At 60.3% G+C, this 25,000-nt stretch carries 27 protein-coding genes; 9 read left to right on the top strand and 18 right to left on the bottom strand.

What is annotated here, in order from left to right; translation table 11 throughout:
• Nucleotides 1-160: 160 nt before the first annotated feature.
• On the bottom strand, nt 161-1,837 hold the full coding sequence (locus VGL70_19810; GenBank protein HEY3305779.1) for a carboxypeptidase regulatory-like domain-containing protein: 1,677 nt from the start codon (nt 1,835-1,837) through the stop codon (nt 161-163).
• 197 nt (nt 1,838-2,034) lie between these two features.
• Nucleotides 2,035-2,850, bottom strand: coding sequence for an alpha/beta hydrolase (locus VGL70_19805; GenBank protein HEY3305778.1), 816 nt, complete (start codon nt 2,848-2,850; stop codon nt 2,035-2,037).
• A gap of 144 nt (nt 2,851-2,994) precedes the next feature.
• On the opposite strand from VGL70_19805, the gene msrA reads away from it, so the two are divergent.
• A complete protein-coding gene (msrA, locus tag VGL70_19800) occupies nt 2,995-3,621 on the top strand; it encodes a peptide-methionine (S)-S-oxide reductase MsrA (GenBank protein HEY3305777.1) in 627 nt (208 codons plus the stop codon).
• Between the two features lies 1 nt (nt 3,622).
• Here the strand turns inward: msrA and VGL70_19795 are convergent, their stop codons facing one another.
• The 5 genes from VGL70_19795 to VGL70_19775 all read right to left on the bottom strand — a co-directional run bounded on the left by VGL70_19795 (nt 3,623) and on the right by VGL70_19775 (nt 9,357).
• Nucleotides 3,623-4,768 (bottom strand): AbrB family transcriptional regulator, encoded by a 1,146-nt coding sequence (locus VGL70_19795; protein HEY3305776.1) that lies wholly within the window; start codon nt 4,766-4,768, stop codon nt 3,623-3,625.
• A 168-nt stretch (nt 4,769-4,936) separates the two neighbouring features.
• Nucleotides 4,937-5,413 carry a hypothetical protein gene (locus tag VGL70_19790; GenBank protein ID HEY3305775.1) on the bottom strand — a complete coding sequence of 159 codons (477 nt, stop codon included), beginning with the start codon at nt 5,411-5,413 and terminating at the stop codon, nt 4,937-4,939.
• A 147-nt stretch (nt 5,414-5,560) separates the two neighbouring features.
• On the bottom strand, nt 5,561-6,388 hold the full coding sequence (locus tag VGL70_19785; protein ID HEY3305774.1) for a hypothetical protein: 828 nt from the start codon (nt 6,386-6,388) through the stop codon (nt 5,561-5,563).
• 186 nt (nt 6,389-6,574) lie between these two features.
• Nucleotides 6,575-8,770, bottom strand: a complete 2,196-nt coding sequence (locus VGL70_19780; GenBank protein HEY3305773.1) for a carboxypeptidase-like regulatory domain-containing protein — start codon at nt 8,768-8,770, stop codon at nt 6,575-6,577.
• 155 nt (nt 8,771-8,925) lie between these two features.
• On the bottom strand, nt 8,926-9,357 hold the full coding sequence (locus VGL70_19775; GenBank protein ID HEY3305772.1) for a VOC family protein: 432 nt from the start codon (nt 9,355-9,357) through the stop codon (nt 8,926-8,928).
• 159 nt (nt 9,358-9,516) lie between these two features.
• Here VGL70_19775 and VGL70_19770 point away from each other — a divergent pair, with 159 nt between their 5' ends.
• A complete protein-coding gene (locus VGL70_19770; protein ID HEY3305771.1) occupies nt 9,517-10,680 on the top strand; it encodes a Rieske 2Fe-2S domain-containing protein in 1,164 nt (387 codons plus the stop codon).
• 24 nt (nt 10,681-10,704) lie between these two features.
• On the opposite strand, the gene VGL70_19765 is transcribed toward VGL70_19770, so the two are convergent.
• Together VGL70_19765 and VGL70_19760 are read right to left on the bottom strand one after the other, a co-directional pair.
• Nucleotides 10,705-11,697 carry an ABC transporter substrate-binding protein gene (locus VGL70_19765; GenBank protein ID HEY3305770.1) on the bottom strand — a complete coding sequence of 331 codons (993 nt, stop codon included), beginning with the start codon at nt 11,695-11,697 and terminating at the stop codon, nt 10,705-10,707.
• 14 nt (nt 11,698-11,711) lie between these two features.
• Nucleotides 11,712-12,581 carry a polysaccharide deacetylase family protein gene (locus VGL70_19760; protein ID HEY3305769.1) on the bottom strand — a complete coding sequence of 290 codons (870 nt, stop codon included), beginning with the start codon at nt 12,579-12,581 and terminating at the stop codon, nt 11,712-11,714.
• 203 nt (nt 12,582-12,784) lie between these two features.
• Here VGL70_19760 and VGL70_19755 point away from each other — a divergent pair, with 203 nt between their 5' ends.
• Nucleotides 12,785-13,075, top strand: coding sequence for an antibiotic biosynthesis monooxygenase family protein (locus VGL70_19755; GenBank protein HEY3305768.1), 291 nt, complete (start codon nt 12,785-12,787; stop codon nt 13,073-13,075).
• Nucleotides 13,076-13,117: 42 nt separating this feature from the next.
• Here the strand turns inward: VGL70_19755 and VGL70_19750 are convergent, their stop codons facing one another.
• Nucleotides 13,118-13,444 (bottom strand): hypothetical protein, encoded by a 327-nt coding sequence (locus VGL70_19750; protein ID HEY3305767.1) that lies wholly within the window; start codon nt 13,442-13,444, stop codon nt 13,118-13,120.
• 586 nt (nt 13,445-14,030) lie between these two features.
• Here VGL70_19750 and VGL70_19745 point away from each other — a divergent pair.
• From VGL70_19745 to VGL70_19735, 3 genes are all read left to right on the top strand, one after another.
• Nucleotides 14,031-14,417, top strand: coding sequence for a RidA family protein (locus VGL70_19745; protein HEY3305766.1), 387 nt, complete (start codon nt 14,031-14,033; stop codon nt 14,415-14,417).
• A gap of 31 nt (nt 14,418-14,448) precedes the next feature.
• Complete coding sequence (locus VGL70_19740; protein HEY3305765.1) at nt 14,449-15,438, top strand: extracellular solute-binding protein; 990 nt, start codon at nt 14,449-14,451, stop codon at nt 15,436-15,438.
• A 115-nt stretch (nt 15,439-15,553) separates the two neighbouring features.
• Entirely contained in the window at nt 15,554-15,901 is a 348-nt protein-coding gene (locus VGL70_19735) for a DUF2845 domain-containing protein (GenBank protein ID HEY3305764.1), read from the top strand.
• A 59-nt stretch (nt 15,902-15,960) separates the two neighbouring features.
• Here VGL70_19735 and VGL70_19730 read toward each other — a convergent pair whose 3' ends face one another.
• On the bottom strand, nt 15,961-17,085 hold the full coding sequence (locus VGL70_19730; GenBank protein HEY3305763.1) for a 5-methyltetrahydropteroyltriglutamate--homocysteine S-methyltransferase: 1,125 nt from the start codon (nt 17,083-17,085) through the stop codon (nt 15,961-15,963).
• 189 nt (nt 17,086-17,274) lie between these two features.
• Nucleotides 17,275-17,601 carry a DUF5658 family protein gene (locus tag VGL70_19725; GenBank protein HEY3305762.1) on the bottom strand — a complete coding sequence of 109 codons (327 nt, stop codon included), beginning with the start codon at nt 17,599-17,601 and terminating at the stop codon, nt 17,275-17,277.
• A gap of 156 nt (nt 17,602-17,757) precedes the next feature.
• Between VGL70_19725 and VGL70_19720 the strand changes: the two genes are divergently transcribed.
• Nucleotides 17,758-18,717 carry a tripartite tricarboxylate transporter substrate-binding protein gene (locus tag VGL70_19720; protein ID HEY3305761.1) on the top strand — a complete coding sequence of 320 codons (960 nt, stop codon included), beginning with the start codon at nt 17,758-17,760 and terminating at the stop codon, nt 18,715-18,717.
• Nucleotides 18,718-18,728: 11 nt separating this feature from the next.
• Here the strand turns inward: VGL70_19720 and VGL70_19715 are convergent, their stop codons facing one another.
• The 3 genes from VGL70_19715 to VGL70_19705 form a co-directional block, all read right to left on the bottom strand.
• The gene (locus tag VGL70_19715; protein ID HEY3305760.1) at nt 18,729-19,214 is read right to left on the bottom strand and encodes a hypothetical protein; all 486 of its coding nucleotides are present in this window, start codon (nt 19,212-19,214) and stop codon (nt 18,729-18,731) included.
• A gap of 240 nt (nt 19,215-19,454) precedes the next feature.
• On the bottom strand, nt 19,455-20,399 hold the full coding sequence (locus VGL70_19710) for an ABC transporter substrate-binding protein (GenBank protein ID HEY3305759.1): 945 nt from the start codon (nt 20,397-20,399) through the stop codon (nt 19,455-19,457).
• Nucleotides 20,400-21,581, bottom strand: a complete 1,182-nt coding sequence (locus VGL70_19705; protein HEY3305758.1) for an amidohydrolase family protein — start codon at nt 21,579-21,581, stop codon at nt 20,400-20,402. It lies immediately after the preceding gene.
• 131 nt (nt 21,582-21,712) lie between these two features.
• Here VGL70_19705 and VGL70_19700 point away from each other — a divergent pair, with 131 nt between their 5' ends.
• Nucleotides 21,713-22,798 carry a zinc-binding dehydrogenase gene (locus VGL70_19700; GenBank protein ID HEY3305757.1) on the top strand — a complete coding sequence of 362 codons (1,086 nt, stop codon included), beginning with the start codon at nt 21,713-21,715 and terminating at the stop codon, nt 22,796-22,798.
• Nucleotides 22,799-22,887: 89 nt separating this feature from the next.
• On the opposite strand, the gene VGL70_19695 is transcribed toward VGL70_19700, so the two are convergent.
• The 3 genes from VGL70_19695 to VGL70_19685 all read right to left on the bottom strand — a co-directional run bounded on the left by VGL70_19695 (nt 22,888) and on the right by VGL70_19685 (nt 24,448).
• Nucleotides 22,888-23,232, bottom strand: coding sequence for a PBPRA1643 family SWIM/SEC-C metal-binding motif protein (locus tag VGL70_19695; protein ID HEY3305756.1), 345 nt, complete (start codon nt 23,230-23,232; stop codon nt 22,888-22,890).
• A gap of 107 nt (nt 23,233-23,339) precedes the next feature.
• Nucleotides 23,340-23,999 carry a YSC84-related protein gene (locus VGL70_19690; GenBank protein ID HEY3305755.1) on the bottom strand — a complete coding sequence of 220 codons (660 nt, stop codon included), beginning with the start codon at nt 23,997-23,999 and terminating at the stop codon, nt 23,340-23,342.
• 107 nt (nt 24,000-24,106) lie between these two features.
• Complete coding sequence (locus VGL70_19685) at nt 24,107-24,448, bottom strand: glycine zipper domain-containing protein (protein ID HEY3305754.1); 342 nt, start codon at nt 24,446-24,448, stop codon at nt 24,107-24,109.
• A 289-nt stretch (nt 24,449-24,737) separates the two neighbouring features.
• On the opposite strand from VGL70_19685, the gene VGL70_19680 reads away from it, so the two are divergent.
• A partial coding sequence (locus VGL70_19680; protein HEY3305753.1) for a hypothetical protein occupies nt 24,738-25,000 on the top strand: 263 nt, incomplete at its 3' end.

Genomic DNA, 25,000 nt, shown 5'->3' with positions numbered 1-25,000 from the left:
GCCAAACAGTCGAAGTTTGCTCGGCATAGGGTGCGCGATTCTCGCGCAGCGAGACCATGATCCGAGGAACCGTATGCATCAAAAATGCACGTACGGGTCTGTGGGAGCCTCGGGCGGGCAACCGCCTGGGGCCACCCGGACAAACCGTAATCCGTCATCCCTATTCCAGCGGTTCGACCTTGATGATCGCGGCGCCGTTATTATTGCCCACCCAGAAAGTCGGCGGGCTGGTGGAGTTATCGACGTTCACGCGCCGAATGTTGGTCGTTCGCGGCAGCAGGTACGCGACCAGTTCATCTGTTTTGGTGTTTAGCCGCGCAACGTAGTCGTTGCTCATTCCACCCGTCCAGACGTATCCATCCTTATCTATGACGGCATCGTAGGGATTGGTCCAGGGAAGGGGAACTGCCCACTCCCGAATTTGCTCCGTCTTGCTATCGAACCTCCCGATCATGTTGCCGCGAAATTCTGCAAACCACAGCCGGTCCTGCGGGTCCATGTGGCCGCGCCGCGGCCCTGAGTTGGGAGTCGGCGTCGGGAACGGGGTGACGTCTCGGGTCTTGCCGTCCACCCGGATGATATACTGGCCGTTCAAGTTCGTGCCGTAAAAATTGTTCTTAGAGTCGGAGATGACGCCGTACGAGCTGAGCCGTTCCGCGCGCGGCCCGTCCTTCGGCAAGCCCTTCGAGTAATCGATCGTGTACCACTCGCCGGTTTTTACATCGAGCTGATACTCGTTGTCGCCGCCGATCCAAACCTTGCCGTCCAGATGGAAGTTCCTGGCGTCGACCATCGCGAGCCGCGCCTCGTTGTTCTCCATGAACTTCGGCGCGCTCCAGGTCTGGAACTTCTGCGTCTTGCGGTCGAATTTGGCGATGCTTCCTTGGTACATCAGGCCGAGCCAGACGTTTCCTTCAGGATCGAAGTTCACGTCGAGCATGCCGATGGGCGCGCCGGGTTTGGCGACCGGCACCGCCCACTCGACCGCTTTAGCGGTCTTCGGGTCGAGCTTGCCCAAATACAGCGAGCCGAAATCCGAATACCAAACCATGCCGTCGCCATCCACGACCGCATCGTGCGGCATCGCCTCGGGCCGCGGCAAGTCGTACTCGGTGATGGTCACCTTGGTCGCCTTGCCCTTCGGCCGCGGGTAGGTTTTCAACGGATATTCCCACTTCGAAACTTTGCTCAGATTGATCGTGCTCACGTATTGCGCGAAGCTCTGCATCTGCTTCAATTGATTCGCGTTGGGCTCGCGTCCGCCGGGGCGGAACTGCGCGCGCCCCGGCACGCTGCCCTGGGCGTAATTTCTCATGCGTTTCAAAACGTGAACGAAGTCCTCGGCGTTGTACTTGGACCGCACGATTCGTTCGACCGTGTGGCAGCCTATGCAGCCGAGGAAGTCCTGTTTCTGTTCAACGGTTCCCGGCATGCTGACGAGCCACTCGCCGTTGGAAAGCTGGGCGGCGAGGTCCGGGGCCTTCTTGAGCTTCAGTTCGAGTCGAGTTGTTTTCTGCGCCGCAACTTCCGCCGGCCGCGAATTTTCCAATTCGTATCCCACGGCGCGAATGGCCAGTGCATAACGCCCGGGCTCGAGCTTCGAAGTCGGGAAGCTGTACCGCCCCTGCGCGTCGCTCACGACGGTGACCGTGATCGTCGAGCCTTCCCGCTTGGCGCTTACCAGCACGCCTTCCATCGGGCCTTCGGCCTCCGAACCGACCTGCCCGGTCAACGCGACCGCGGGCGCACTTGTCGCGGCAATGACATCGGCGCCCGGGAAAAGTTGGGTCACGGTCAGAGCTGTCATGGCTGTTGCCAGAAAAATTTTTTTCAGCATCGAAGCCCTCCACGGAACGAGCTGGCTTCTCATAGCACCAGTCTATTGCGCCGGTCAAGCGGACGAAATCATCGCGCTGGCCGGCGGGCTAATGATATCTTGGGTGCAGTAATAGCCGCGAACTCGCGCAACTGTGCGCCTTTCGCCGTTGAGGCGAGGCCGAGTTCCAGGGCGCTGCGAACCGGTCAGAAATCTTCCTAGAGCGCTTTTAGAAAGTCCGTCACGATCCGGTTGAAACGGGTGGCCTGGTCCCACTGGACCCAGTGGGCGCAGTTGTCGAAGAGGTGAAATTCCGCGCCCGGAATAAGCTGGAAAAGCAAGATTCCCCGCTCCACGCTGACGCCGCGATCGTTGTTTCCCCACAGAATTAGGCTTTTCATTTTTAAGCGGCGGAGGTCTTCGCGGATCGGCTTCGCCGGCGGGGCCGCTTCCCGCATTTTCTGGGCTTCAAAGTTCTTTCCCGCGCTCATCTCGTAGCGCTCGCGCACGGCTTCTTCCGTCACGAGGTCTCTGTTGAAGACCGTGCCGAAGGTCAGCTTCCGCATATTCTCCATGCTCGGCGTGTACGCTCTCAGCTCCTCGCCGTGCTTTTTGGCGAGCGCCTGGGATTCCGCCGAGCCTTTGGGCGCCAGCGAGCCGCTGGTCGTCGTGATGAACGCCCCTACACCCTCATGTTCAAGCGCCGCGCGCGCGGCGACGTAGCTCCCCTGGGAATTGCCGATCACGTAAAAGCGGTCGAGGCCGACGGCCTCGGCAAAAGCTTTGGCATGAGCGACCCGGTATTCCATGGAGTGGTCCTTGGGGTTATCCGAGTAGCCGTAACCCGGCTGGTCATAGGCGTAGACCGTGAAGCCCGCCGCGGTGAGTGGTTCGATGTTGAATTTCCAGTTGACCAGAGCCGAAGCGCCCGGCGAACCCCCGTGCACCAGAAGCACGGCGGGACCGTGACCGGTTTTGACGAAAAAAGTTTTCAGGCCGTCAACGGTGATATACGATCCCTTTTCCTGGATCATTTTCGCTCCCACGTTCCTCGTCGTCGAGCAACCGAGCGATCCTACCGAAATTGCCGGGAGTCTGCCAGTCCGTTCACCGGACTATTGCAAAAGGGGAGTGAAAGATGATTTGATTCCAATCAGATCGGCATGCCTGGAGGGACGATGAGCACCCACAAATTTCTCAACACGATTTTTTTAACCGCCGCTTTGGTCTTCGCTTTGGGTGAGACGGCTGCCGCAGCTCAGGCCGGCGGCGGCAAACCTCAAACCGCCCAGGCGATTTTTGCCGGCGGCTGTTTCTGGTCCGTGGAGCGCTTCTTCGACAAAGTCGAAGGCGTGGTCGCCACCGTGTCCGGCTTCGCCGGCGGCACGAAAAAGAGCCCGACCTACGACGAGGTCGTTACCGGCCGCACCGGTCACGCGGAATCCGTGCAGGTCACCTACGATCCCAAAAAAGTCAGCTACGAGAAGCTGCTCGAGGCCTTCTGGCACAACATCGATCCGTTCACGCCCAACGGGCAGTTCTGCGATTTCGGAACCCAGTATCGCACGGTCATTTTCTACCAGGGCGAGGAGCAGAAGCGCCTCGCGGAAAAATCCAAGGCGGAGCTGCAAGGCCGCTTCAAAAAACCCGTCGCGACCGAAATCGTCGCCGCCCCCGAGTTCTATCCCGCCGAGGAGTATCACCAGGACTTCCACATCAAAAACCCGGCGCACTACGAGCGCTACCGCATCGGCTGCGGCCGCGACCGGCAACTTGCGAAGATTTGGGGAGAGCAAAAAAAGTAATTTAGTCTTTTCCTCCCTTCTCTTCATTCTTGACTATCGCCTCACGCCTCATGCCGGTCGTATTCTTTGTTTCCTGAACCGGTCGTTCCGACACGCCGCCGAACGCCCAGGCGAAGAAGGTGAAGATGTACTGCGTTCCCATATTGACCACCACCACTCGGAACACGTGAAAGGCGACGACCAGCGGCACGCTGATCTGGAGCGCTTGCGCGGTGATCGTCATCTCGGCCAATCCGCCGGGCGCGGTGGCCATGATCATCGTCGCGATCGGGAGATCAAAGGCCCAGGCGAGCGCCGCGCCGGCCGCTACCGAGAAGAGCAGGATTAGAAACGAATTCAGCAGCGCGAACGGAACGAACAGTTTGTAGCGGACGAAGAAGGCGCGCTCGTAGCGCGCGCCGAGCACGAGGCCGAACATGAGCTGGGCGAAGTCCGTGAAGGCATGCGGCACGGCGGAGAGCCGAATACCGCTCACAGTGAGCGCGGCGCCGAAGAAAATCGGCGCGAGCAAATAGCCGTTGTGAAGGCGAAGCCGCTCGGAAACTTCGCCCAACACGCAGCCGAATAGCAGCCACGGCGCGAGTATCCAATAATTCAACGGCACATCCGGACGATACGCGGCGGCGACGAGCGGGATGCCGCCGTAAGTCAGCGCGAACGGGATCAGGATGACGACCAGCGAGACGCGGAGGCTGTGCGCGACCGCCACCGGCACGATCTGCGCGCCGTAGCGCTCCGCCAGCACGGCCATCGCCATGGCGCCGCCGGGGATCGATGCGAAGAAGGTAGACTTCGGGTCCACGCCGGAGGCGCGGCTCAAGGTCAGCGCGCCGAGGGCGGCGACGATGAAGACCGCGATCGTTGCGGCGATGATGGCGAGAAAGTTGCTGGCCAGCTCCGCCACCACCGGTGGCGTGAAGTAGAGTCCCACCGCCGAGCCGAGAATCACCTGTCCCATTTGCCGCGCATACGGCGGCGAGTGCATGCGCACGCCCATGAGATTCAGCGCGGCCACGCCGATCATCGGCCCGATCATCCACGGAATCGGCGTGTGGAGATAGGCGAAGAGAAAGCCGGCGGGGATGCCTACGGCGAGGGCTCTCAAAATCGCGGGCAGCCGCTCGCGGAGTTGGGCCAACTCGCTCATCGGAGAACGGCCGAAGACGAGACGGAAAGCGCAATCAGGCGAAGACCCGCCGCTCGCTCGAAGCCGAGATCATGGGAGAGCCAGGTAAAGAGGGTGTGGTCGCGACTTTTTCCGGCCCGGGCATGAAAATCCATTCGCAAGCTCTCGCCTATCGGAGGCGGCGATTTTTTATTGTCCGGCAAACTGCCGGCCAAGCACGGCCTCCAAAACCTGAAGGACTTTCTTCTCCTCGCCGAGATACAAGACGAGAAGCCTGCCTTGGCGGTAGAAATGAGGGGTTCCGATCCAGTGAGGCTTGGCTGTGCCGATCGCGCTGCCGTCGCGCGAGACGCGCCGCGCCTCGGCCTCGGCTGCGGCGGCCGTCGGATACTGGAAAACCTGAACGTCTTCTCCGCCGATTCTGATCGCTTTTCCGGCGCCGGAGAAGAAAGGCTGATCGACCCCGCCCGCCGGCTCGACGGCGGCGCCCGCGGCGCGCAAGCGCTCGACCAAAAGCGGATAGGTCATCGGCGGCGCACCGGGCTTCCCGGTCTCCGGCGGGTTCGCCGCCGGGACATCCCGAGCGCAGATTGCCGGTCCGCCGGCAAGCGCGCAGAGCGACAAAAACCAAACCCTCATCAGAGCGATGATAAGAGACTTTGCCATCGACGTGGCGCCGCCTGGTATATTACTTGTCACCGATAGCCGGGATCAAGCAGAAGCGAATCGAGGAACGGAAAATACGTAAGGGCGAAGCCAAGCCTCGCCCTTACGAAGGATCGGTCGCGATGAGCTTAGAAAGATTAACCCGGTCTATTCCTCTTCCGGTTCCGCCCAGATGACGTGCGTCAAAACCTTGCGCCCGCGCCCGAGGTCTAGCTCGTAGAGCTCGGTCCGGCCGCGATTGGTCGATCGGCGGAGCTTGCCCCACTGGCCGGTGCCCAACTCGCCGCCGGAAGTTTCACGGCGGTTGGCGTTGTTTCTCAGCGCCTGCTTGACGGTGGTTGCGCTGTCCAGGTGCGTATAGATGTCGACCAGCTCGTCGTAATCGTGCTGGTTGGGATATTCGTTGCTGACCTGATCGGGATTGGCCAAGGTGCCGTCCGGGTCGTTCGTATAGTCCATGCAGGTGCCCAGGTTGGGGTTGCCGAAGGTTTCGTCCTGGTGATCCAGACCGGAGGTGTGGGCGATCTCTTGGCACATCACCAGGCGCCTCCATGCGGGAGTATTGTATTTGGCGGTGTTGAAGTAAGTGTCGTTCAGCTTGACGCCGCCCTGGGTGATGTGGAGACCGCTGATCCAGATTTGCGCGATGCCGAGCCAGCCGTTGTTGCCGTACGTGCTGCTGCACACCTCGACGCGCCCGCTCGTCGGCTGGCATTTCTTTACTCTGGAAACTGCGCCGGCGACGATTGCGGTATCGAGCACGCTGGAAACGCTCCACTCGCTCGAAGCCTCGGCGAGATACCCGTCCCACGCGCTCGACACGTTGTCGCCGAGCTTCAACGTAAACGATCCGGTCGTCCGCGCCCAATGATAGCCGCCCCACGAGTGGTTGGCATGCGTCAGGGCCGGAATCGCCGCCGACAACAGAACGGCGGCAAGGACGAGGATCAACCGACGGAATAATATCTTGGCCATGTGAACTCCTTTACGGTCGAAGCATAAGAACGCTGAGTTTAGCAAAGCGTCCCTGTCGGGTCAAACGAAACGGTAAGCGGCGGCGGTGAGAGGGACGCCCGCCGTAGATCATCCGGAACGGGATCGGGATGACAACGAGCGACAGGCGCAGACTGCGCGCGACAGCGAGAGCCGCCTCGCGCTTTCTTACTTCGCCAATGGATCGGGCCGGAGCTGGAACTTGACGACTTTGGGTTTCGTTCCTTTGCCGCCTTCGATGTGGTTCGTCGCTCGGCCGGCGTAGGCCGACCACACGCCTTTGCCTTTCCAGCCGGTTTTCGGATCGTCGATGCGGCCGTCCATCCCCTTGGCGTGGAAACCCATGGGGTAGGGGATCCGCAAGGTGACGAACTTCCCATCGACGAGCGCTTCGAGCGAATCGGCGAGATTGCCGGTGGCGAACGGCACGTTCTTGCCCAAGCCGAAGACATCGTGTTGATCGACCCAACTGTAATAGCTCGCCTGCGCGCTGCCGTGATCGGTTACGCCCTGAAACTGCGGTCCCGGCATCGCGTAGAGTGTCCAGCCTTCGGGACAATGCTTTCCCGTCGCCGTCGGGCCGTTCAGGACTTTACACTTGCGGCGATCGAAGCTCGCGAGATGTCCGCTCGCGAGCGAGGTCCAGAATACGCCGTCGCGGTCGATGTCGCCGCCGCGCGGCCCGTAGCCGTTGACGGCGGCCCTGGGCTCGTTCCACGGCACTTCGTAGATTTCCGCCAGCGCCGTCGCTGGCGGGTTGTCTCCCGGAGCTACGCGAACAACTGCGCCGGGAAAGCTCAGCACCGATCCCCAGATCGAGCCGTCCACCGGGCTATAGCCGATGCCGTAGTATCCGGTCATGATCCGTTTGTCTTTCGCCGGATCGATTGGGTCGTCGGGCTCGACGTACTCGTCGCGCTTGCCGTTGCCGTTGGTGTCGAGGACGAATGCCGTCCAGCCCTGCGACTTCTGCTCGTCGCCGGTCGCGTCGAACATCTTCGTATTCACCCAACCGAGGACGCCGCCGGCGGTGCCGCCGCTCGAAAGCCACAGCGTGTTGTTCGCGTCTTCGGCGAAAATCAAATGGTGCGTGCCGAAGCAGGTATCGATAAGTGAGAACTTCTTTGTCTTCGGATCGAACACGCCGACGTGGCGCCCGGCCCTTTCGATCGGAAAGAGCTTCGCCGACGGATGTTCCGAGCCCTTTTTGCAGAAAGCGGGATTCGCCGCCGGGCGGATTCTCGTCGTGATCCAGACCCGCCCTTGGCCGTCGAACATCGGATTGTGGACGGTGACCTGGCTTTTCCAGATGCGCTCCGCTCCCCAGTCCGGCGAAGGCGCGAGCATCAGCGCGTTGGTCCTGGCGATGGCCATGGTATCGGGAGTGTTCGGATCGCGCACCGGCACTTTCACTTCGGTCGCTCGATGGCGCACCGGGTCGAGAATCGGCATGAAGTCCGTGCTGTCCTCGGGAGAGCCGTAGATCAGGCCGTTGGCGTTGACTCCGGGATTGCGCTTGTCGCTGGCGATCTCGTCGTGGAGATAGGCTTTCGGACTCGCCCAGTCCCACAATGTGATGACGACGTTGCGCTCGACGCCCTGCGGGCGCGCCGGCTTGGACGCCGGCAGTTCCCCGGCGGCGATGCGGTCGGTCCAATCGGCGAACAACTCGAGCGCGCGCTTCGGCTCGACGTCGTTCAGGTTCCGCACCATGACTTCACTCGCCTGTCCCGAGAGGATGCGCCGCTGCCACGCCTCGAACGACGATTTGAAAGCGCCGAATTCTTTGTGCATCGTCCGCGTCGGCTTGCCGCCGAGCTGATGGCACGAGGTGCAGCCGTGGGTTTTGATGTTCGCCATCCACTCGCCTTGGCTTTTAAGTTTCTCCGGCATGCCGTTGCCTTTGGGGCCGGTGCCGGGGAACTCGCTCTTGTCCGGAATCTTCAGCATCGAAAACCAATAGGTCGCCGGATAATATTCCGCCGCCGCGGCCGGAGTCGGCGCGAGGACGGCTTTCAGGTTGAGAGTTTTTCCCGGCGCGGCTTTGACCTTCGGCGAATCGACGAGGCCGTAGCCGCGCGTCCAGATACTGTAGTTGGCTTTCGGAAGATCGGGCAGCACATATCGCCCCTGGTCGTCGGTGACGACGATCTTGACGTACTTGGTGGGAAGCTCGGTCGTCTCCGCGATCACCCAGACGCCGGCTTCCGGCCCGTTCGCGCTCGCGACCACGCCGCCGATGTCGTCGTTGTCGATACGGACGGTGGCGGGTTTTTGTTCGCTCATCCTGACCGCAGCAGCGCCCAATTCTACGGCGACGACCAACGCGATTAGGCCCAGGTACAACAGTCGTCTATTCTTCATCCCGGCTCCTTGTGCGTGTCGTCGAATGTTTCGTTCGCACTTCGACCCTTCGGCTTCGCTCAGGACAGGCCTGCTCAGTACGAACGGAGCAGAGAGAGCCGTTCATGGTGAGCCTGTCGAACCTTAACGGCGCGATTTGATTCAACAGTCCACTCTTACGACCGGACGATCTCATCGAACGATGGCTCCGGCATTCCGGCTTTCCAGGTCGGGTCGCGCAGCTCGAGCCGGTTGCCGCTGGGGTCGAGGAAATAAAGTTCCCGTCCGGTGAAATGGCCCTTGCCGCGGTAAATCAGCTCGATGCCGGGAATTTTCCTTTCATGGAAAACCTTGCACGCCTTGACCAGCGTCTCGGGACTGACGGTGAAAGAATGATGGAGCTGTTGTGGCGAGTTTGATTCTTTCGGTTGCTCGCGCTGGCACAAGAGGATGTAGTTGTCGCCGACGTTGAAGCAGGACATGCCGGAGTTCCCGAGCCGACCCTTATGCGTGAGGCCGAGCAGCTCGCCGTAGAAGTCCTCCGACTCCGCCAGGTTGTTCACCGGAATCGACCAGTGCGTGACGCCCTCGACTTTTAGTATGGCCATAAATGCCTCCTTCGTTTTATGTTCAATGGCAAAATTATCCATAACGAGCCATTCTGTCAACGTAAATCCCAATCCCCCAATTCCTAATTCCGTTGACACCTTCAGCACCATTTACTAGCATCGCTGTGTACTCAAGCCGGCGAAAGGACAATTATTCGTATGCTAAGTCAAGAAGAAAACGAGTTGCTCGCGCGCGTCGGTCCGGGGACTCCGGCAGGCCGACTCCTCAGGCGCTACTGGCACGTCGTCGCCGCGGCGTCGGATCTCACGGACGAAAAGCCAAAAAAGAGAGTGAGAGTCTTGGGCGAAGATTTAGTCTTGTTCCGCGATCGCAGCGGAGAGTACGGCCTGGTCGCCGAACACTGCTCGCACCGCGGCGCGTCTCTCTATTACGGATTCGTCGAAGAGGACGGCATCCGGTGCGCCTATCATGGATGGAAGTACGATCCTTACGGCCATTGTCTGGAGCAGCCCTTCGAGAGCGCGGGGCTTGGGTATAAGGAAAAAATCTCGCACCCGGCTTATCCCGTCGAAAAATTGGCCGGGCTCTTGTTTGCTTACATGGGCCCGCCGGCGAAAAAACCCGTCCTGCCCAAGTGGGATATTCTCGTACGCGAAGACGGCGTGAAGAAGATCGAGGTCTGCCAGGTGCTGCGCTGCAACTGGCTGCAGGCGATGGAAAATTCAGTGGACCCGGTTCACACGTACTATCTCCATTCACACACGCTCAAGCTCAAGGGCAACCCCGACCACGTGCCGTTCCACTATCAGCGTTTGAGCAAGATCGACTTCGAGCTGGTCGTCAATCCCTCATGGGCCGGAATCCAGAAGCAGAGATTTTTCGCCGGCGACGAGGCCAAAGTCGAAGCGCCGCATCCGATGATCTTCCCCAACATTCTCTTCGTTCCCGTGCGCAGCGGTTACGCCATGCATTTCCGCACGCCGATCGACGACCGTAACACGCAGATCTTCCAGTTCAGGTTCCGTCCGACGAATGACGGCTCCACCGTGGCGCAACCGGAGAATCCGCCGGCGGAGTTCGTCGGCACCCGGAACGAGGCCGGCGAGTTTCACATGGAGGATTTTACCAGCCAGGATCACATGGCGTGGGAGACGCAGGGACCCATGGCCGATCGCGCCAAGGAGCACCTGGGCGAATCGGACCGCGGCATTATCCTGTTGCGAAAATTTTCGCGCGATCAGATCCGCGCGGTCGAAAATGGAGAGGATCCCGCCGGCGTTAACACGGACCCGAAGAAGGACGAAGTCATCCGCCTCATCCCGGAAGGGTACACGGCGTACGAAGCGGCCATCGAAGCCTAGCAGGCCGATCGCCGCTTACGTTTTTCAGCGGCCTGTGACGTTGAGCTCCTGATGAGCGCGCCGTAGATAGCTCATATCGAGATATTTCTCCGGCGGCGGATAGGGCGGCTGTTTGAAGAGCCTCTCGCCCATGAGATCGATCAGCCTCTGAAATCCTTCGCGGTTGACGGAGCCGTCGCGGCTGATGATTCCCTGCGTGAGATATTCGTCGACGTTGACGCGCGTGTACTTGAGCGGGATTCCCGTCCGCCGGGCGACCAGCTCCGCGGCCTCTTCCTTGTGCGCGTGCGCCCACTGCATCGCGCGGACCATCGCTTTCAGATAACGCACGGTGAGCGCGCTGTTCGCCTCCGCCCAGCGGCTGTCGACGATGAAGCTGTGGAACTGCAGGTTGGGAATGTAATCGTGCAGGCGGGCGATCTCCGTATAGCCGAGCTCCCGCGCGCGCGGCAGGTTGCCGCCAAGGACCATCGTCGCCGAAGTGACGCAACCCTTGAGGCTCGCCAGCCGCTGCGTGGTCGGGCCGCCCTGAATGATCGCATAGTCCCGGTTGAGCTCGAGACCTTCCTTCTTGAGCATCTCGCGAAGAAAGATCGTGCTGCCTGAGACCAGGCTCACGACGCCGATGGTTGTTCCTTTGAGCTCTTTGATGGTCTTGTACTTGCCGCATCCGACCAGCGTATAAGCGGCGATGGGGACCGTGCCGCCGATGATCTTGAGCGACGCTCCGCGCTCCACCGCGTTGATGGCGGGCGACGGATCGACGATGGCGACGTTGACCTGACCGGCGATCAGGGCCTGGATCAACGTATCGGTCGATCCGATCAAGACGACGTCGCCCTGAATTCCTTCTTGAGCGAAGAAGCCCTTGTCGTTGGCGGCGTAGTTCGGCAACTGCTCGACGGTGCGCGACACGTTCCCGATGATCACCCGGTCGGCCGCGTCGGCCGGCGCCGCCCGGCCGGGCGCGCCCGCGGCGGCAAGCAAGCACGCCAGTACCAATAGCGTCGCCTTCATCGTCATTGTCCGCCTCACGGCTTTGGATAGTAATGGGCGTAAAAATGATCCGCGATCTCGGCTCCGGTCGCCTTCCAGACTCCTTCGCGCGCGCAAATATATTTGAGCGCCTCGTCGAGGTACTTGATGCGAAACGGCAGGCCGATGACGAACGGATGCAGCGGCAGCGTCATCACGCGCGGCTGCGCCGCGCCCTCGGCGTACAGAGTGTCGAACTGATCGCAGACCATCCCGAGCCAGTCCTTCGGCGCCGTGCCTTCGTGGAACATCGTCCGGATATCGTTGAGCCCCTGCTGGTAAGGAATTCCGATCATGCGCCCGGACTTGACGCGCAGCGCCACGGGTTGATCGTCCACGCCCCAGTCGCAGACGTAGTCGAAACCTTCCGCGGCGAGATGATCCAAGGTGTTGAAGCTCTCGTCGCCGCCGCCGGGACCGAGCCAGCCGCGCGGCGCCTTTCCCGTCGCCGCCGCGATAGTTTCTTTTATCTGGCGAATGACGGCGCGCTCTTCTTCCGGCGGATATTGCGTCATCCGGATGTTGTTGGTCACGCCGTGGCCGAGCCATTCCCAGTTGCGCTTGTTGCCTTCTTCGATGATGGCAGGATGGTGGGCGCAGACGTCGGAGTTGAGCAGGACCGTGGCCCGTATAGCATGTTTATCCAGCACCTCCATCATGCGGAACACGCCGATGCGCGATCCGTAGTCCCTGAGAGCGTAGTTCGTCACGTCCGGCAGGTAAGTGCTCGGCGCGCCGGGCAATGTTTTGTCGATGTGAAACGATTCGATGTTAGGCGCAACCATCAAAGCGATGCGCGCGTCGTTCGGCCACCTGAGCGGCCGGTGCCGAATGATGGGCGAATAGTCGTAGCGGTCGGTCTTCATAATCGCAGCTCCTTCACGGACGAGTCAGCCAAAAGCTATGACACCCCGTCCGGGCCGTCAAGCGGGTGGAGTATGGAACCACAGAGAAGGGCTGCGGATGCGGTCGTTTCCGGAATTTCGGAAACGTGATAAACGATTCGCTTGGAGTGACTGAAGTTTTCAGGCCGGCGTTTTTCAGCGGCCTGAGCAAGTCAGGAGGAAAGATGGCGATCAGACTCATCGTGATGGTCAAGGCGGCGGCGGGAAAAGGGGCCGAGCTCGCCGAGGCATATAAAGCCCGCTGCGCCGAGGTGACGAAAGAGTCCGGCTGCGAGCAGTTCGAGGTGTTTCAGAGCGTGGTGAATCCGGACAAGTTCGCGCTTTTGGAGCGCTGGACGGATCAGGGGGCGTTAGACGCGCACGCCAAAGTTCAAAACACCCGTACTCCGCTGCGGCCGGACCTCCGCGCCGGCGGAACCGAGCGCGAAGACTACACGTACAACCGGACGCGGTAAGGCGCTCCGACAGGGAAAGAATCGGACACGGGGACCGAGGCTTCACTCGGGTTTCTTTTTTTGCTCGTCGTGGCGCTGGTTATAGATGCGCTCGCTCTGTTTGTCCTGCGCCTTCTCTATACGCTTTTTTTCACGCTTGGTCACTTTCCCATCCTGAAGCGCCTTCTCTTCCAAATTCTCCACGTGCTGCTGGCCTTTTTCGAGGCGCCGCGCTTCTTTCTTGGTTAACTGGCCCGATTCGACGCCTTTTTCGATACGCTCCTCCTGGTTTTCCTGCCGCTTGTCGATGCGCGGCGTGGACTGTGCCAAGGCGTATCCAGGAAACGCGAAAACCGTGGCTACGAGCGCTGCAATGATCGATTTGTTCATGACTTACTCCTTCGATTTTTATTTTTTACTCCTCCTACTTTTAGATTACCTCAGGCATCGACATAAACAATTGGGTTGAAATACTGACTTTAGTAAACTCTCGATCCTGGAACGGCAGCTCTTGTTATTTCACAAGTGGTGAATCTTTTTACGGCGGGTCAAGAAACAAGCATAAGGAGGGACGAGGTGCGGTGAAACGGAGTTAGGCGTAGTTTATCGGCCCGCCGCAAAAAGTATTAGGGCATCGCGGAAATTCTCTTTTTAGGTCAGGCCGGTCAAAACGTGCCATAGGCAAGGCGCGCGATGGTCCGCGAGAGGAGGCGTTCTTTCAGTACGTTGACGCGAAGCGGGCCGAGCGCAACGTCAGACCGTGTGAAAACTCGACAGGAGCCCTTCGACTAAGCTCAGGCGAACGGATAAGTACTTGATTCCGATAGCCTTGATTCCGTTCGTGGTGAGCCTAGTCGAACCATGAACGGAGTTTTCACACAGTCTGACGTGGCGTATGGGCGTTTTCAGCGGCCTGCGCTTGACTGGATGAGACGGGGTAGGATATGAGTCCGCGGAAACGGAGGGGAGAAAAGAGATGAAGAAAATCCTGAACCCTAAAAAGGTGCACTGCAGACCCAATTACAATCAAGGCATTCTGGTCACGCCCGGGAAGCTGCTCTTCATCGCGGGACAAACCGCGGTCGATGCGGATGGAAACATCGTCGGCAAGGGCGACATCGAGGCCCAGGCCAAACAAGTCTACGAAAACATGAAAGCGGTGTTGGAGGAAGCGGGAGGCTCGTTCGACGATATCGTCAAAACGACGATTTACATAACCGACATCAAACAGCGCGAAGGTCTCCATAAGGTGCGGAAAAAATATTTCACCGGCGACCAGGCGACGAGCACTCTCCTGATCATCAAGGGTTTGGCGCGGGAAGAGTTTCTCATGGAAGTCGAAGCGATCGCCGTCATCCCTTAGCACAGGCCGGTCATAAATACTGGAGATGCCTATGACACCGCTTCTTTTCGTCCTGATCTTTTTCGCCTCGCTCGCTTCCTCCTGGGCCGCCTCATTAGAAGACCTTGCGAAAGCGGAACGCGAGGTCGTGTTTTACAGCTCATTCAACAACGAGCGTCTGGTTGCCCTGCGCGAGGCCTTCCAGAAGAAATACCCATCCATCAAGGTCGATTTTTATCGGGCAGGGAGCGAGCGGGTCATGCAACGGATCCTCACCGAGGCACAGGCGGGCCGGCACACGGTAGATCTATTTACTTCGGCGGGCTTTCAAGTGCAGGTGTTGAAGGAAAAGGGCCTAACCGCGAAGTTCATTCCCGACGATGCTTCCTTTTATGCCGAGGGGTTTCGCGACCCGGAGGGCCATTGGACCGCCGTCCATTCTCTGCCGAACAGCATGGGATACAACTCGAAGCATATTCCGGCCGCCGACGCGCCAAAAAATTACGACGATCTGCTTCAGCCGCGCTGGAAGGGAAGGATCGGGCTGAACATACGGGACGCCGAATGGTTCGCCAACATGATGAGAGTGATGGGCAGGGACAAAGGGCTCGCTTTCATGCGCCGGCTTGCCGCCCAGCGGCCCGGTCCACAGGAAGGACACAATCTCCTTGCCCAACTCCTCGCGGCTGGCGAGTTCCATGTGGTCGTGAACAGCTTCGCTCACATCCTGGCGCGGGAAAAAGCCAGAGGCGCGCCCGTCCAGTGGGTTCTGGTGGAGCCGGTGATCACGTATATCGACCCGCTCGCACTCGCGCTCAACGCCCCTCATCCGAACGCGGGAAAGCTCTTTATCAATTTTATTCTTTCGAAAGAGGGGCAGACGATTCTCGCCGCGCAGGGGACCATTCCCAGCCGGTCGGACGTCCAACCGCAAGTGCTTCGCGTCCCAAAAGGAACGCGTCTCGCTCCCAGCGATCTTTCTCTCGCGCGCGAATACGAATCCGCCGCCGAAGAATTCCGCAAAATCTTTCTCGGTCAGTAAAGACGGGGTTAGATGCCCCGATATTTGCGCCCGCCTGATTCCGACGGTAGATCGTAGAATCTACCCACTTGAATAAGGCCTACGGAGGTATACTGACTTTAGATGGAGGGTTAGCATGAAAGCGCTTGTCTTATCGGGAATGCTCGCGCTATTCGCGCTTCTTGGCGCGACCGATAGCCACGCCGTTGGAATGTACTGCGACGACGCTTTGGTGATGGAGGGAACGTCCAAGCTGGAGGTTATGTCGAAATGCGGCGAGCCGGATTCCAAGGAAGTCGCCTCGGTAAATACGTTTGGCACCGCCGTCAGAGGGGCGTTCCCCCCGACAACGTCGGCTGTGGAGGTTTGGCAGTATAACTGCGGCACGGGAAAAATGAATAGAACCTTGTACTTCGATGCCGACAAGCTTGCCAGGATTGAGTACGGCAAGAGCTACGGCAGCGGCCCGGAAAAATGTGCCTGAAGAAGCGGGAGCGCCGAAATCCCGCGGGCCAGCTCGTCTCGAAGAACCTTTTTCCCCCCTCATCCCCACACCTCTCGGGCCACTTGCACGACGAGCTTGAGCTTGGCGATCTGCTCGTCGATGGTCAGCTTGTTGCCGAGCACGGTGCTGGAAAAGCCGCACTGGGGGCTGATACCGAGCTGGTCGAGGGACACGAATCGACTCGCCTCATCGATCCGCCGTTTGAGATCGCCGGGATTTTCGAGCGCGCCGCTCTTCGTGGTCACGAGCCCGAGAATCAGTTTTTTCCCCTTGGGCAGATAGCGAAGCGGCGCGAAGTTTCCCGCGCGCGGCGTGTCGAATTCCAGAAAATAGCCGTCCACTTTGAGCGCGTTGAAAAGCACTTCGGCGACCGGATCGTAGCCGCCTTCGGCGACCCAGGAGCTGCGGAAATTGCCGCGGCAAAGATGGGTGCAAACCGTCATGCTCGCCGGCCGGTCCTTGATCGACTCGTTGATGAGATCGGCGTAGAGCAGCGGCAGCTTGTCCGGATTCTCGCCGATTTTCCGCGCGCCGTCGCGCATCTTGGGGTCGCAGAGATAGGCGAAGTTTACGTCGTCGATCTCGAGATAGGCGCAGCCGGCGGCCGCCAGCCCGGCGATCTCTTCGCGGTACACCCGCGCCAGGTCGGCGAAGAATTCCTCCATATCGGGATAGGCGGCCTTATCGACGCCCGCGCGCCCGGTGCGGAAATGGACCAGCGACGGCGACGGGATGCACTGCTTGGGAGTACTCTTCGTGGCCGAGGCTAGAAATTTGAAATTCTCGGTCTCGATGCCGCGCGGATGGCCGAGCTTTCCCGTCACGACGAACTGAGTCGGCGACCGTTGCACGTCGGCGTCCGGGTTTTGAAAATGGCGCGCCGAGTCCGGCAGCAAGCCCTCGACGACTTTGATTCCCTCGAATCGGCTTAAAAAGTCGGCGTGCCAGAGGTTACGGCGAAATTCGCCGTCGGTGACTCCCTGCATGCCGACTTCCTCCTGCATCTTGACGACGCCGCGGATAGAGCGGTCTTCGACCTCGCGCAGTTCAGCGGCTCCGAGCTCGCCCCTTTGATGCCTCTCCCGCGCCTGCAAAAGCTCCGGCGGGCGCAGCAGACTGCCGACATGATTGGCGCGGAACGGCGGTTTTGTCTCTTCGGCCATGAGGCGCTCTCCTTTTGGTTCACTCGCGGATGGTCTACCACGTTTTGCCGTTTGTAAAAATGGGCCCCTGCGAGGATGTTGCGTACTTGCGCAATTGCGCAACTACGCAAGCAACGTTAAGAGGAAGTACAATCCAAGTTTCGGCGATGATTTTGAAACAATTATGGGCGCGAAGTGGATGGGTTACGGCTATCTGATGAATTCCACCAAGAAGGCGCAGAGGCCGACAAAAGAGACGGAACCGTAAACGGCGCCGGTTACCGTGAAAGCCTTGATCGTCAGGGCTTGTCGTCTGTACGTGAGCGCAAATATCAACGCGAGCAAAACGCAGGCGAGAAGCTTCCAGTAAAGCAGGCCCAAGGCCGCGCCCCATACGATAATCGCCTGCCGCACGAGCGGATTTGCCTCGGGAACGCCAATCGACACCACTTGGTACGTTAATACTCCATCCAATAGCTGGAGCAGTAAGTTGAAGATAAAATGCGGCCAGACCGCGGGATTCATGGAAAGATTCATGCGCGTTTCCTTTATTTCACCGTGCGGCGCGTTGTCAAGAACGAAAGGAAAAAATTTACCGGTGTGTGTATCGAAAAAAAATCAGCACGATCATGCGATGAGTCAATCGATATTTTCGGCTGGCGGGGACGGCGAATAACGAGTAAAGAACAACGAGTGTACGCTGGAAAGACGATCAAGATCCTCGTCGGCTTCGAGCGCGGGGTTGCCTACGACCTCTACGCGCGCCTGGTGGCGGGCCACGTCGGGCGCCACATTCCCGGCGGCCCGCGCCTCGTCGTCGAAAATAGTCCGGAACCGGGAAGCCGCACGGCCGAGCGACTGTACCGCGATCTCGCGCCCGACGGAACAGAGCTCGCAGTTCTCGTGCCGTCGCTCTACCTCCAGCAGTTGACGGGCGAGGCCCGCGGCAGGTTCGACGTGGCTCGGCTCGCCTGGATCGGGAGCCCGACGAAATCGCATTACCTTCTCTATATGCGCGCGGATGCGCCGTACAAAACCATGGCGGACATCCGGAGCGCCTCCGCGCCGGCGGTCTGTGGCTCGGGGGCGGAAGCGTCGACGGGTTTATATCTGCCGCGCCTGTTGGAACAGACGCTCGGCGCCAGATTCAAGATCGTGACGGGCTTCAAGCGCGGTCCGGACGTCGATCTGGCGGTCGAGCGCGGCGAGCTTCAGTGCCGCGCTCTTACGATCGACGGCTTTTTCTCCCACGAGCCTTATCCTACCTGGCTCAAAACGGGATTCGTGCGCGTGCTCGTGCAGACGGGCGCCCGGCGCGATGCGCGATTGCCGGACGTTCCCACGCTGGGCGAGCTGATGGACGAATTCAAGACGCCGAATGACGGCCGCCGCCTGGCCAAGGTTGTCCTTGCATCGAGTGAATTCGGCCGCCCGCTCGCCGGCCCGCCCGGCATGCCGCCGGAGGCCGCGCAAATTCTCCGCGGCGCGTACCGCGCGGCGATGAAAGATCCCGCGCTTGTCGCCGCGGCGAAGGAGCGCGGGCTGGAGCTGAATCCGGCCGAGGGCGAGGAGCTCGAGGCTCTCGCCCGCGAGGTCGTCTCCCAGCCGCGCGACACTGTCGAGCAGGTGAAAAAGCTCTTCGAAAGCCTTTGACGCCGATCCTCTTACTTCTCTCCAAGCGCAAAGAGCTTCCCTCCGCCTGCGACCTCCCGATCGAGATTGAGCTGCCTCATGCACGCCCAGAGGACGGCCTGGTTGCTCGTGACCACCGGCCTTTTGGAGAGCCTCTCCGACTCCTCGATCGCCTCAATCATCGTCGTGTTGGTGCAGCTCAGCACGTAGCCTTCCGCCTCGGGACGAACGTTCGCGGCGACGATTTCGATCCAGCGTCGGGGTGTGACGCCGGTGTATTCGTCGCCGCCGGAAAGCCCGAGGCCGAAGTCGTGGATCACTTCGAAGCCGGCTTCGCTCAAGTAGGAGATCTCGTGCTCGTTCGTTTTCTTGACATACGGAGTGATCAAGACGAGCTTCCCGACGCCGAGAAATTTGAGCGCCCGGGTGATCGCCTGGCCCGTCGTCATCGCGGCGCAACCCGCCGCTTCTTGTATCCACTCCGCCACGGCGTCGTCGCCGCCGAGGCCGTCTTCCATCGAGCTCGCCGTGCAGTGAAAAGACGATGATCTCCGGCCGGACGTCGGAAAGGGCCCGAGCCGCTTCGACGACGTCTTCTTTTAGCTGCTTGAGCGGCTTGTGCCACGGGCCCGTCATCCGTAGCCGCGTTACATGAACGCCCAAGCCGGGCGGCGCGTATCTGTGGAACTGAGGCTCGGTAAGCCGGTTGCTCGACGGGATGATGAGGCCGATGCGGGCCGGAGGTCTCATGGCGGCGCTTACTTTCCTGGGGGAAGCAGAGAAAAATCCAAGAACTTCTGCGGGTCGAGGTCCGGCGGGACGGGACGGTCCCGGCGGAGGATCTCCAGATATCCGCGCGCGACCTTGGGGGAGAGCCGGTTGTCCTTCGAGAAGAGGCCGATGAGCGTTCGATAGGTGCGCTCCGCCTCTTGCTGATTGACGATGAATTTTTCCGCGATCATCTTGACCGTTGCCTCGCGATTCGCGCGCAGCCACGCGACCGCTTCGAGGAGCGCTGCGATGGTTTTTCTTACCCGCTCGCTCCGGCTCTTCAATTCCGGCTGCGCGGCGACGAGCCCGACGTAGGGAATGTCGACGAGGTCGCCGAGAAAGAGAAATTTTTTATATCCCAGGGACACCGCCTTGTCGTCGAAGGGCGGCGTGAGCACGGCGCCGGCCACCTGGCCGCTGGCGAGGGCGGCAAAGCTCGAAGCCGTGCCGCCGGTGGAAATGAAGCCGACGTCCTTCTCGTCGAGCCCCAACTTTTTGAAACCCGCCACGGCGAAATAATGCGGCGAGGTCCGGATTCCGGAGATGGCGATTTTCTTCCCGACGAAGTCCTGCGCCTTGTTCACCTCCTTGGCGGCGACCAGGATCCACGGGCTGCCGTCGTACAAGTTGAGCACCACCACGAGCGGCAGGCCGGAGACCGCCGCCGAGATGCCGGTCGAGACGGAGGGAAAGAAGTCGATTTCGCCGTTGAGGGTCGCTTGCGGCTGGATGGTCGTGCGCATCTGAATGTATTCTGCCTCGAGGCCGATTTTTTTGAGCAGACCTTTTTCCTGAGCGACGTAGAAGGGAAGGTAGGAAAAAGCCGGCGACGGAAACGCGATGCGAATTTTCTGCGTGCCCTCGGCCGCGCGCGCGGGGTCGGGACCGGCGAGCGCGAGGACCATCAAGGCCGCTCCGAGAAAACTCCTCATTCAGCTCTCCTGCGCCATCGTCTGTCTCGCGCTTTTCAGCGCTCTCGGCTCGGGAAGATTTTTTAGCGCGAAAAATTCGACGGCGTTCCGGCCCAAGACGCCCTCCTTCTGCGCGCTGTCGAGATCCCTCGCGTCTAGAATATCCTTCACGGAATAGGGAAAGTGACAGTCCCAGTGGCAATAGTCCGAGGCGTAGAGCACCGTCCCGGCCCCGGCGGCCTCGAGAACGCGGTCGAGGCCGCTTTCTTCGGATTCACAGGTGAGGATGATCTGATCGCTCCGGATGATCTCGCTCGGACGGCGCTTCAAGTCCGGCATCTGCGGAGCGAGCTTCTCGACGTGCTCGTCCAGGCGCTCCATCCAGTAGGGAAGCCAGCCTGCGCCGCCTTCCATAAAGCCGACTTTCAAGCGGGGAAAGCGGTCGAAGACGCCCTCGCCGATCATGTGCATCATGGCGATCATCAGCTCGAAGGGGAACGCCGTCGTGTGCACGTAAACGTATTTAACGAACCGGCGGCTCCCCGCGCCCATGACGCCGGAAACTCCGGGAACGCCGTCGTGACCGGTCTGCGGATGAACGCTCAAGGGAATGCCGATTCGTGCCGCGGCTTCATAGATCGGAAAAAAAATGGCGTCGCCCATGTTCCTCCCGTAGACGTTGGTCGGAAGCATCGCCGAGGTCGCGCCGCGCTCGGCGAGGAACTCGAGCTCCTTTACGGCCGCGGGCGGATCCTGGCACGGAATCAAGCCGACGAACCGAAGCCGCTGCGGGTCCGCCGCGCAGTACTCGACCGACCATTCGTTCACGGCGTGGCAGAGCGCGCCAGCAAGCTCTTGGTTCATGAGACCGTTTACGGTCAGCGCGATCTGGGTTCCGAAGATGACCGCGACGTCGATGCCTTCGAGATCCATGTCCTTCAGGCGCTCTTTCGCATCGGTCATCCCCGGCCTAGTCTTCCGCGCCTTCTCCGTCATCGGCCCGGAGACGCCGGGGCCGGGTCCCTCGGCGGTCGGCCAGATGCGCCCTTCCAGGAGCATCCGCGGGTGACCCCGGTTGTCCCGGAGGCGCACCGGCGCCTGCGAGCGCCATTTCTCCGCGAGGTAGGGGCGCAGATCGACGTCGCCCTCGTTCACGTGCCCATCGGCGTCCACGACCAAAATATGATCGAAGCTCTCGGACATAGCGGCTGCGTTTGCGCCCAGCCTCCCATCTATACCGCAACCTTTCACCGATCAAGAAGAAAAACGCGCTGAATCTTGATCGATGGATTCGATCCGGTCTATAACTGTGAAGAAAAGAAAGCGGAGGGACCATGAAGGACTGTCGCGCCGCCGTTATTACCGCTCATAACCAGCCTTTGGAGATTCAGCGGGTTCCCATTCCACAGCCGTTGGAGCCGGGCGCTCTGTTGGTGCGCATCGCAGCCTCGACGCTCTGCGGCACCGACGTGCACCGCTGGCACGGCACGCTGGATGCCGACAGCCTGCCCATGATTACCGGGCATGAGCCCTGCGGCTTCGTCGAAGAGATCAACGGTGAGCGGACCGATATTCTGGGCAATCCGGTCAAGCGCGGCGACCGGGTCGTGTGGAGCTACGTCGCCTGCGGCTCCTGTTACTATTGCAGCGTCGCGCTGCAGCCTTGCATCTGTCCCGGGCGCGCCTCCTGGGGACACAACCGATCCGACCAGTATCCGTATCTTCTCGGCAGCTGCGCCGAGTATATGTACGTTCCTCCGCCTTGCCTGATTATCAAGGTGCCCGACGCGGTCTCCTCCGCTTCGGCGGCGGCAGCCGCGTGCGCTTATCGCACCGTCATGCACGGCTTCGATCGGTTGGGAGCGATCAAGAGCCATGAGACGGTAGTCATCCAGGGCAGCGGGCCGTTGGGAAATTTCGCCACCGCAGTGGCGCGGGATCACGGCGCGAAGCAGGTGCTGGTCATCGGGGCTCCGGCGGCGCGGCTGGAGGTCACGAAGCGCATGGGCGCCGACGCGGTGCTGAATCTCGAGGCGGTGACCGATCCGAAAGACCGGCGGCAATGGGTGCGCGATCATACCGATGGCCGCGGCGCGGACATCGTGATCCAGGTCGCCAACAACCTCGCGACTCCCGAAGGGCTCACGTTGCTCAGGGACGGCGGCCGGTTCGTCCATATCGGCGCCGGCGGAAACGGCAACATCGAGGCTCGGAAGCTGCCGCAGGAGATGACCTTCTACACCATTAGATCCGGCGAGCCGCGCCACTGGCTGCAGGCGATCGACTTTCTGGCGTCGCGCCGCGCGACGTTTCCGTTCGAGGAAATGATCAGCGCGAGCTACACGCTCGACCAGGTCAACGAGGCGATGCGGGCGATGGCGAGCTACGAAGTGGTGAAGGCGGCGATCGATTTCTCTTGAGAACACCCGCCGAGGATTGGCGGGCGTCCACAACCAAAACTGAAAGCAGCCGGTGCCCGTTTTTGTGGTTTTTTATTCGCGTTGCTGCGTTATTGGCCGCAGCAGTTCTTATACTTCTTGCCGCTGCCGCATGAGCAGGGCTCGTTCCGTCCAAGTTTCTTTTCGACTCTCGTCGGTTTTTGCGGATTGAGTAAACGTTGGAGGTCGCCGGTATCTTCGGGCTGGTCGGGTTCCAACAGGACCTTAAAGATCCAGCCTTTTGCTTGGAACTGGGCCGTGACTTCCTTGAGTCTCTTTTCCGTTCGCACGTGGACGACGGCCGGATTCTTTTCTGTGCCCAGCTTCGCCGTCTTCTTACCGGCGAGATTTCGCAGCCGGCTTTCCTCATCGACGATGCTTTTCATCCTGCCGATGTCGGTGATTTTGTTTCCCATGGTTCCACTATCTCAAAGTATTCCGGGCTTGGCCATCTCCCGGGCTGCCGTCAGTCGATGTCTTTAGAGCGCGGCGGATCCGGAAAAGCTCACGCTCGGCGCCGTGTTCAGTATATCGGTAGAACAGCCAGTAATCTCTGGGCACGGGCGGGCGGCTGCACGTTCCCGGCAAGAATGTCTCTCGCCGCAACCGGGCTCCCGTAGTACGCCGCGTTTAGCTCGTCACGGGTGCCGATGACCGTGCCTTCCAGAGAAATGCCGGCGAAAAGTCCCTGGCTCTGGCTGTAAGAATACATCGCCGCCTGTAAGCTCACGCCGGCCTCGGCAGACCGTCCGACGGGCCCCGCCGCTATGGTCAGGTTGCCTCCAAGAGTAACGTTGCCGCCTCGCGCGAAAGCGTCGATGGCAGCGGGAGTGTTGAGGACAATGACAAACTCCGATACCTCGGCGCCGGCCTGAAAGCCGACTCCCAGCCCTCCGGTGCCGATGGCCGAGGGACCGCTCCAACCATTTTGGGTTCGCGCAACGACAACTCCGGTGCCGCCCCTGACGCTGCCGATGAAGCCGGCTTTCGTAACGGTAAGGATCGCCAAGCCTCTCGCGCTGCGCAGGATCGCGGGCGGAATCGCTTGATCCGGGTTAAACGACTGGAAGCGCGCGATGATCGCCGCCGCCTGCTCGACGTCGGCTTGCATGGCGTCCTGCGGAGCGAGCGTGGAGCAGGCGCTGAGTAAAGTTACAGCGATTAAAAAAATAATTGCTCTCATCCTGTCATCCTCCTTCTTAGGCCGACATCCCCGCCGCCGGATGCGATGGGAATGACTAGGCTAGCAGATGGGGTGCGGAAGGAGAATAGGGCAGGGGTGTCGGAACTTTAATACTCGGCCCGTTGACGGCGCAAACGCTCAGCCTCGAGGCGCTGGCGATCGATTTCCGATTGGTTGCGCTTGATCTGTTGCTGTTGCTGGGTTTCCTGGCCTTGCATGTAATCGCCGATGAGCGCCCCGGCCCCAAGGCCGATGCCGGCGCCGATCGCGGCACCGGCTATGGGATGGCCTACGGTTGCGCCGATCAACCCGCCTGCCGCCGCGCCGCCCACACCGCCGATGGCGGCGCCCTTTTCTCGTGTGGTCAATGGACCGCCGGAGCAGCCTGCGAAGAGGATGGCGGCCACGAAAATTTCAAAAAGCGCGATCGATAACCCACGTTTCATCATTTTATCCTTCCTTTGCATTTGATTTCGCGTGTGGCGCATAGGCCGAAGCGTGCAAGGCGGAAAACGCAAAATCCGAACCAAAGCGTAAATCCTCAATCTTTCGCCGATCGCTTACTGAGTGCTGCCGCTCGCCATGACAAATTTGCGTCGCCCTTTACGCTTTTCGTCTCGGCTGGCCGGAGGCCGCCTTAGACCGGGGTGTGTAACAAAAAAATCAGCCGATCACGGGTTCCGCACTTGCGTCATTGCCGGCAGGCGGTGGTATAACGGCCGCAGAGGGGAGCTTAGTATGCTTAGCGCAGTGTTTCTTCTCTTACTCCTGGCGACGACTGCCTTCGCTCAGCAGAAGGGATGGGAAAAGGAATGGAACGATACGCTTGCGGCGGCGACAAAGGAGGGCAGAGTTGCCATTGCAGGATCGCCCGATCCCGTGATGCGGAACGAGATCATCCCGAAATTTACCTCCCGGTTCGGGATTCAAGTTGAATTCATCGCTGGGCGCGCGGTCCAGTACATCGCGAAAATTCAAACCGAGCGCTCCGCCGGCATCTA

It is taken from the genome of Candidatus Binatia bacterium (assembly GCA_036504975.1).
Classification (GTDB): Bacteria; Desulfobacterota; Binatia; order UBA9968; family UBA9968; genus JAJPJQ01.
Note: the sequence above shows the minus strand (reverse complement) of the source record. Positions and strands in the feature narration are given on the sequence as shown.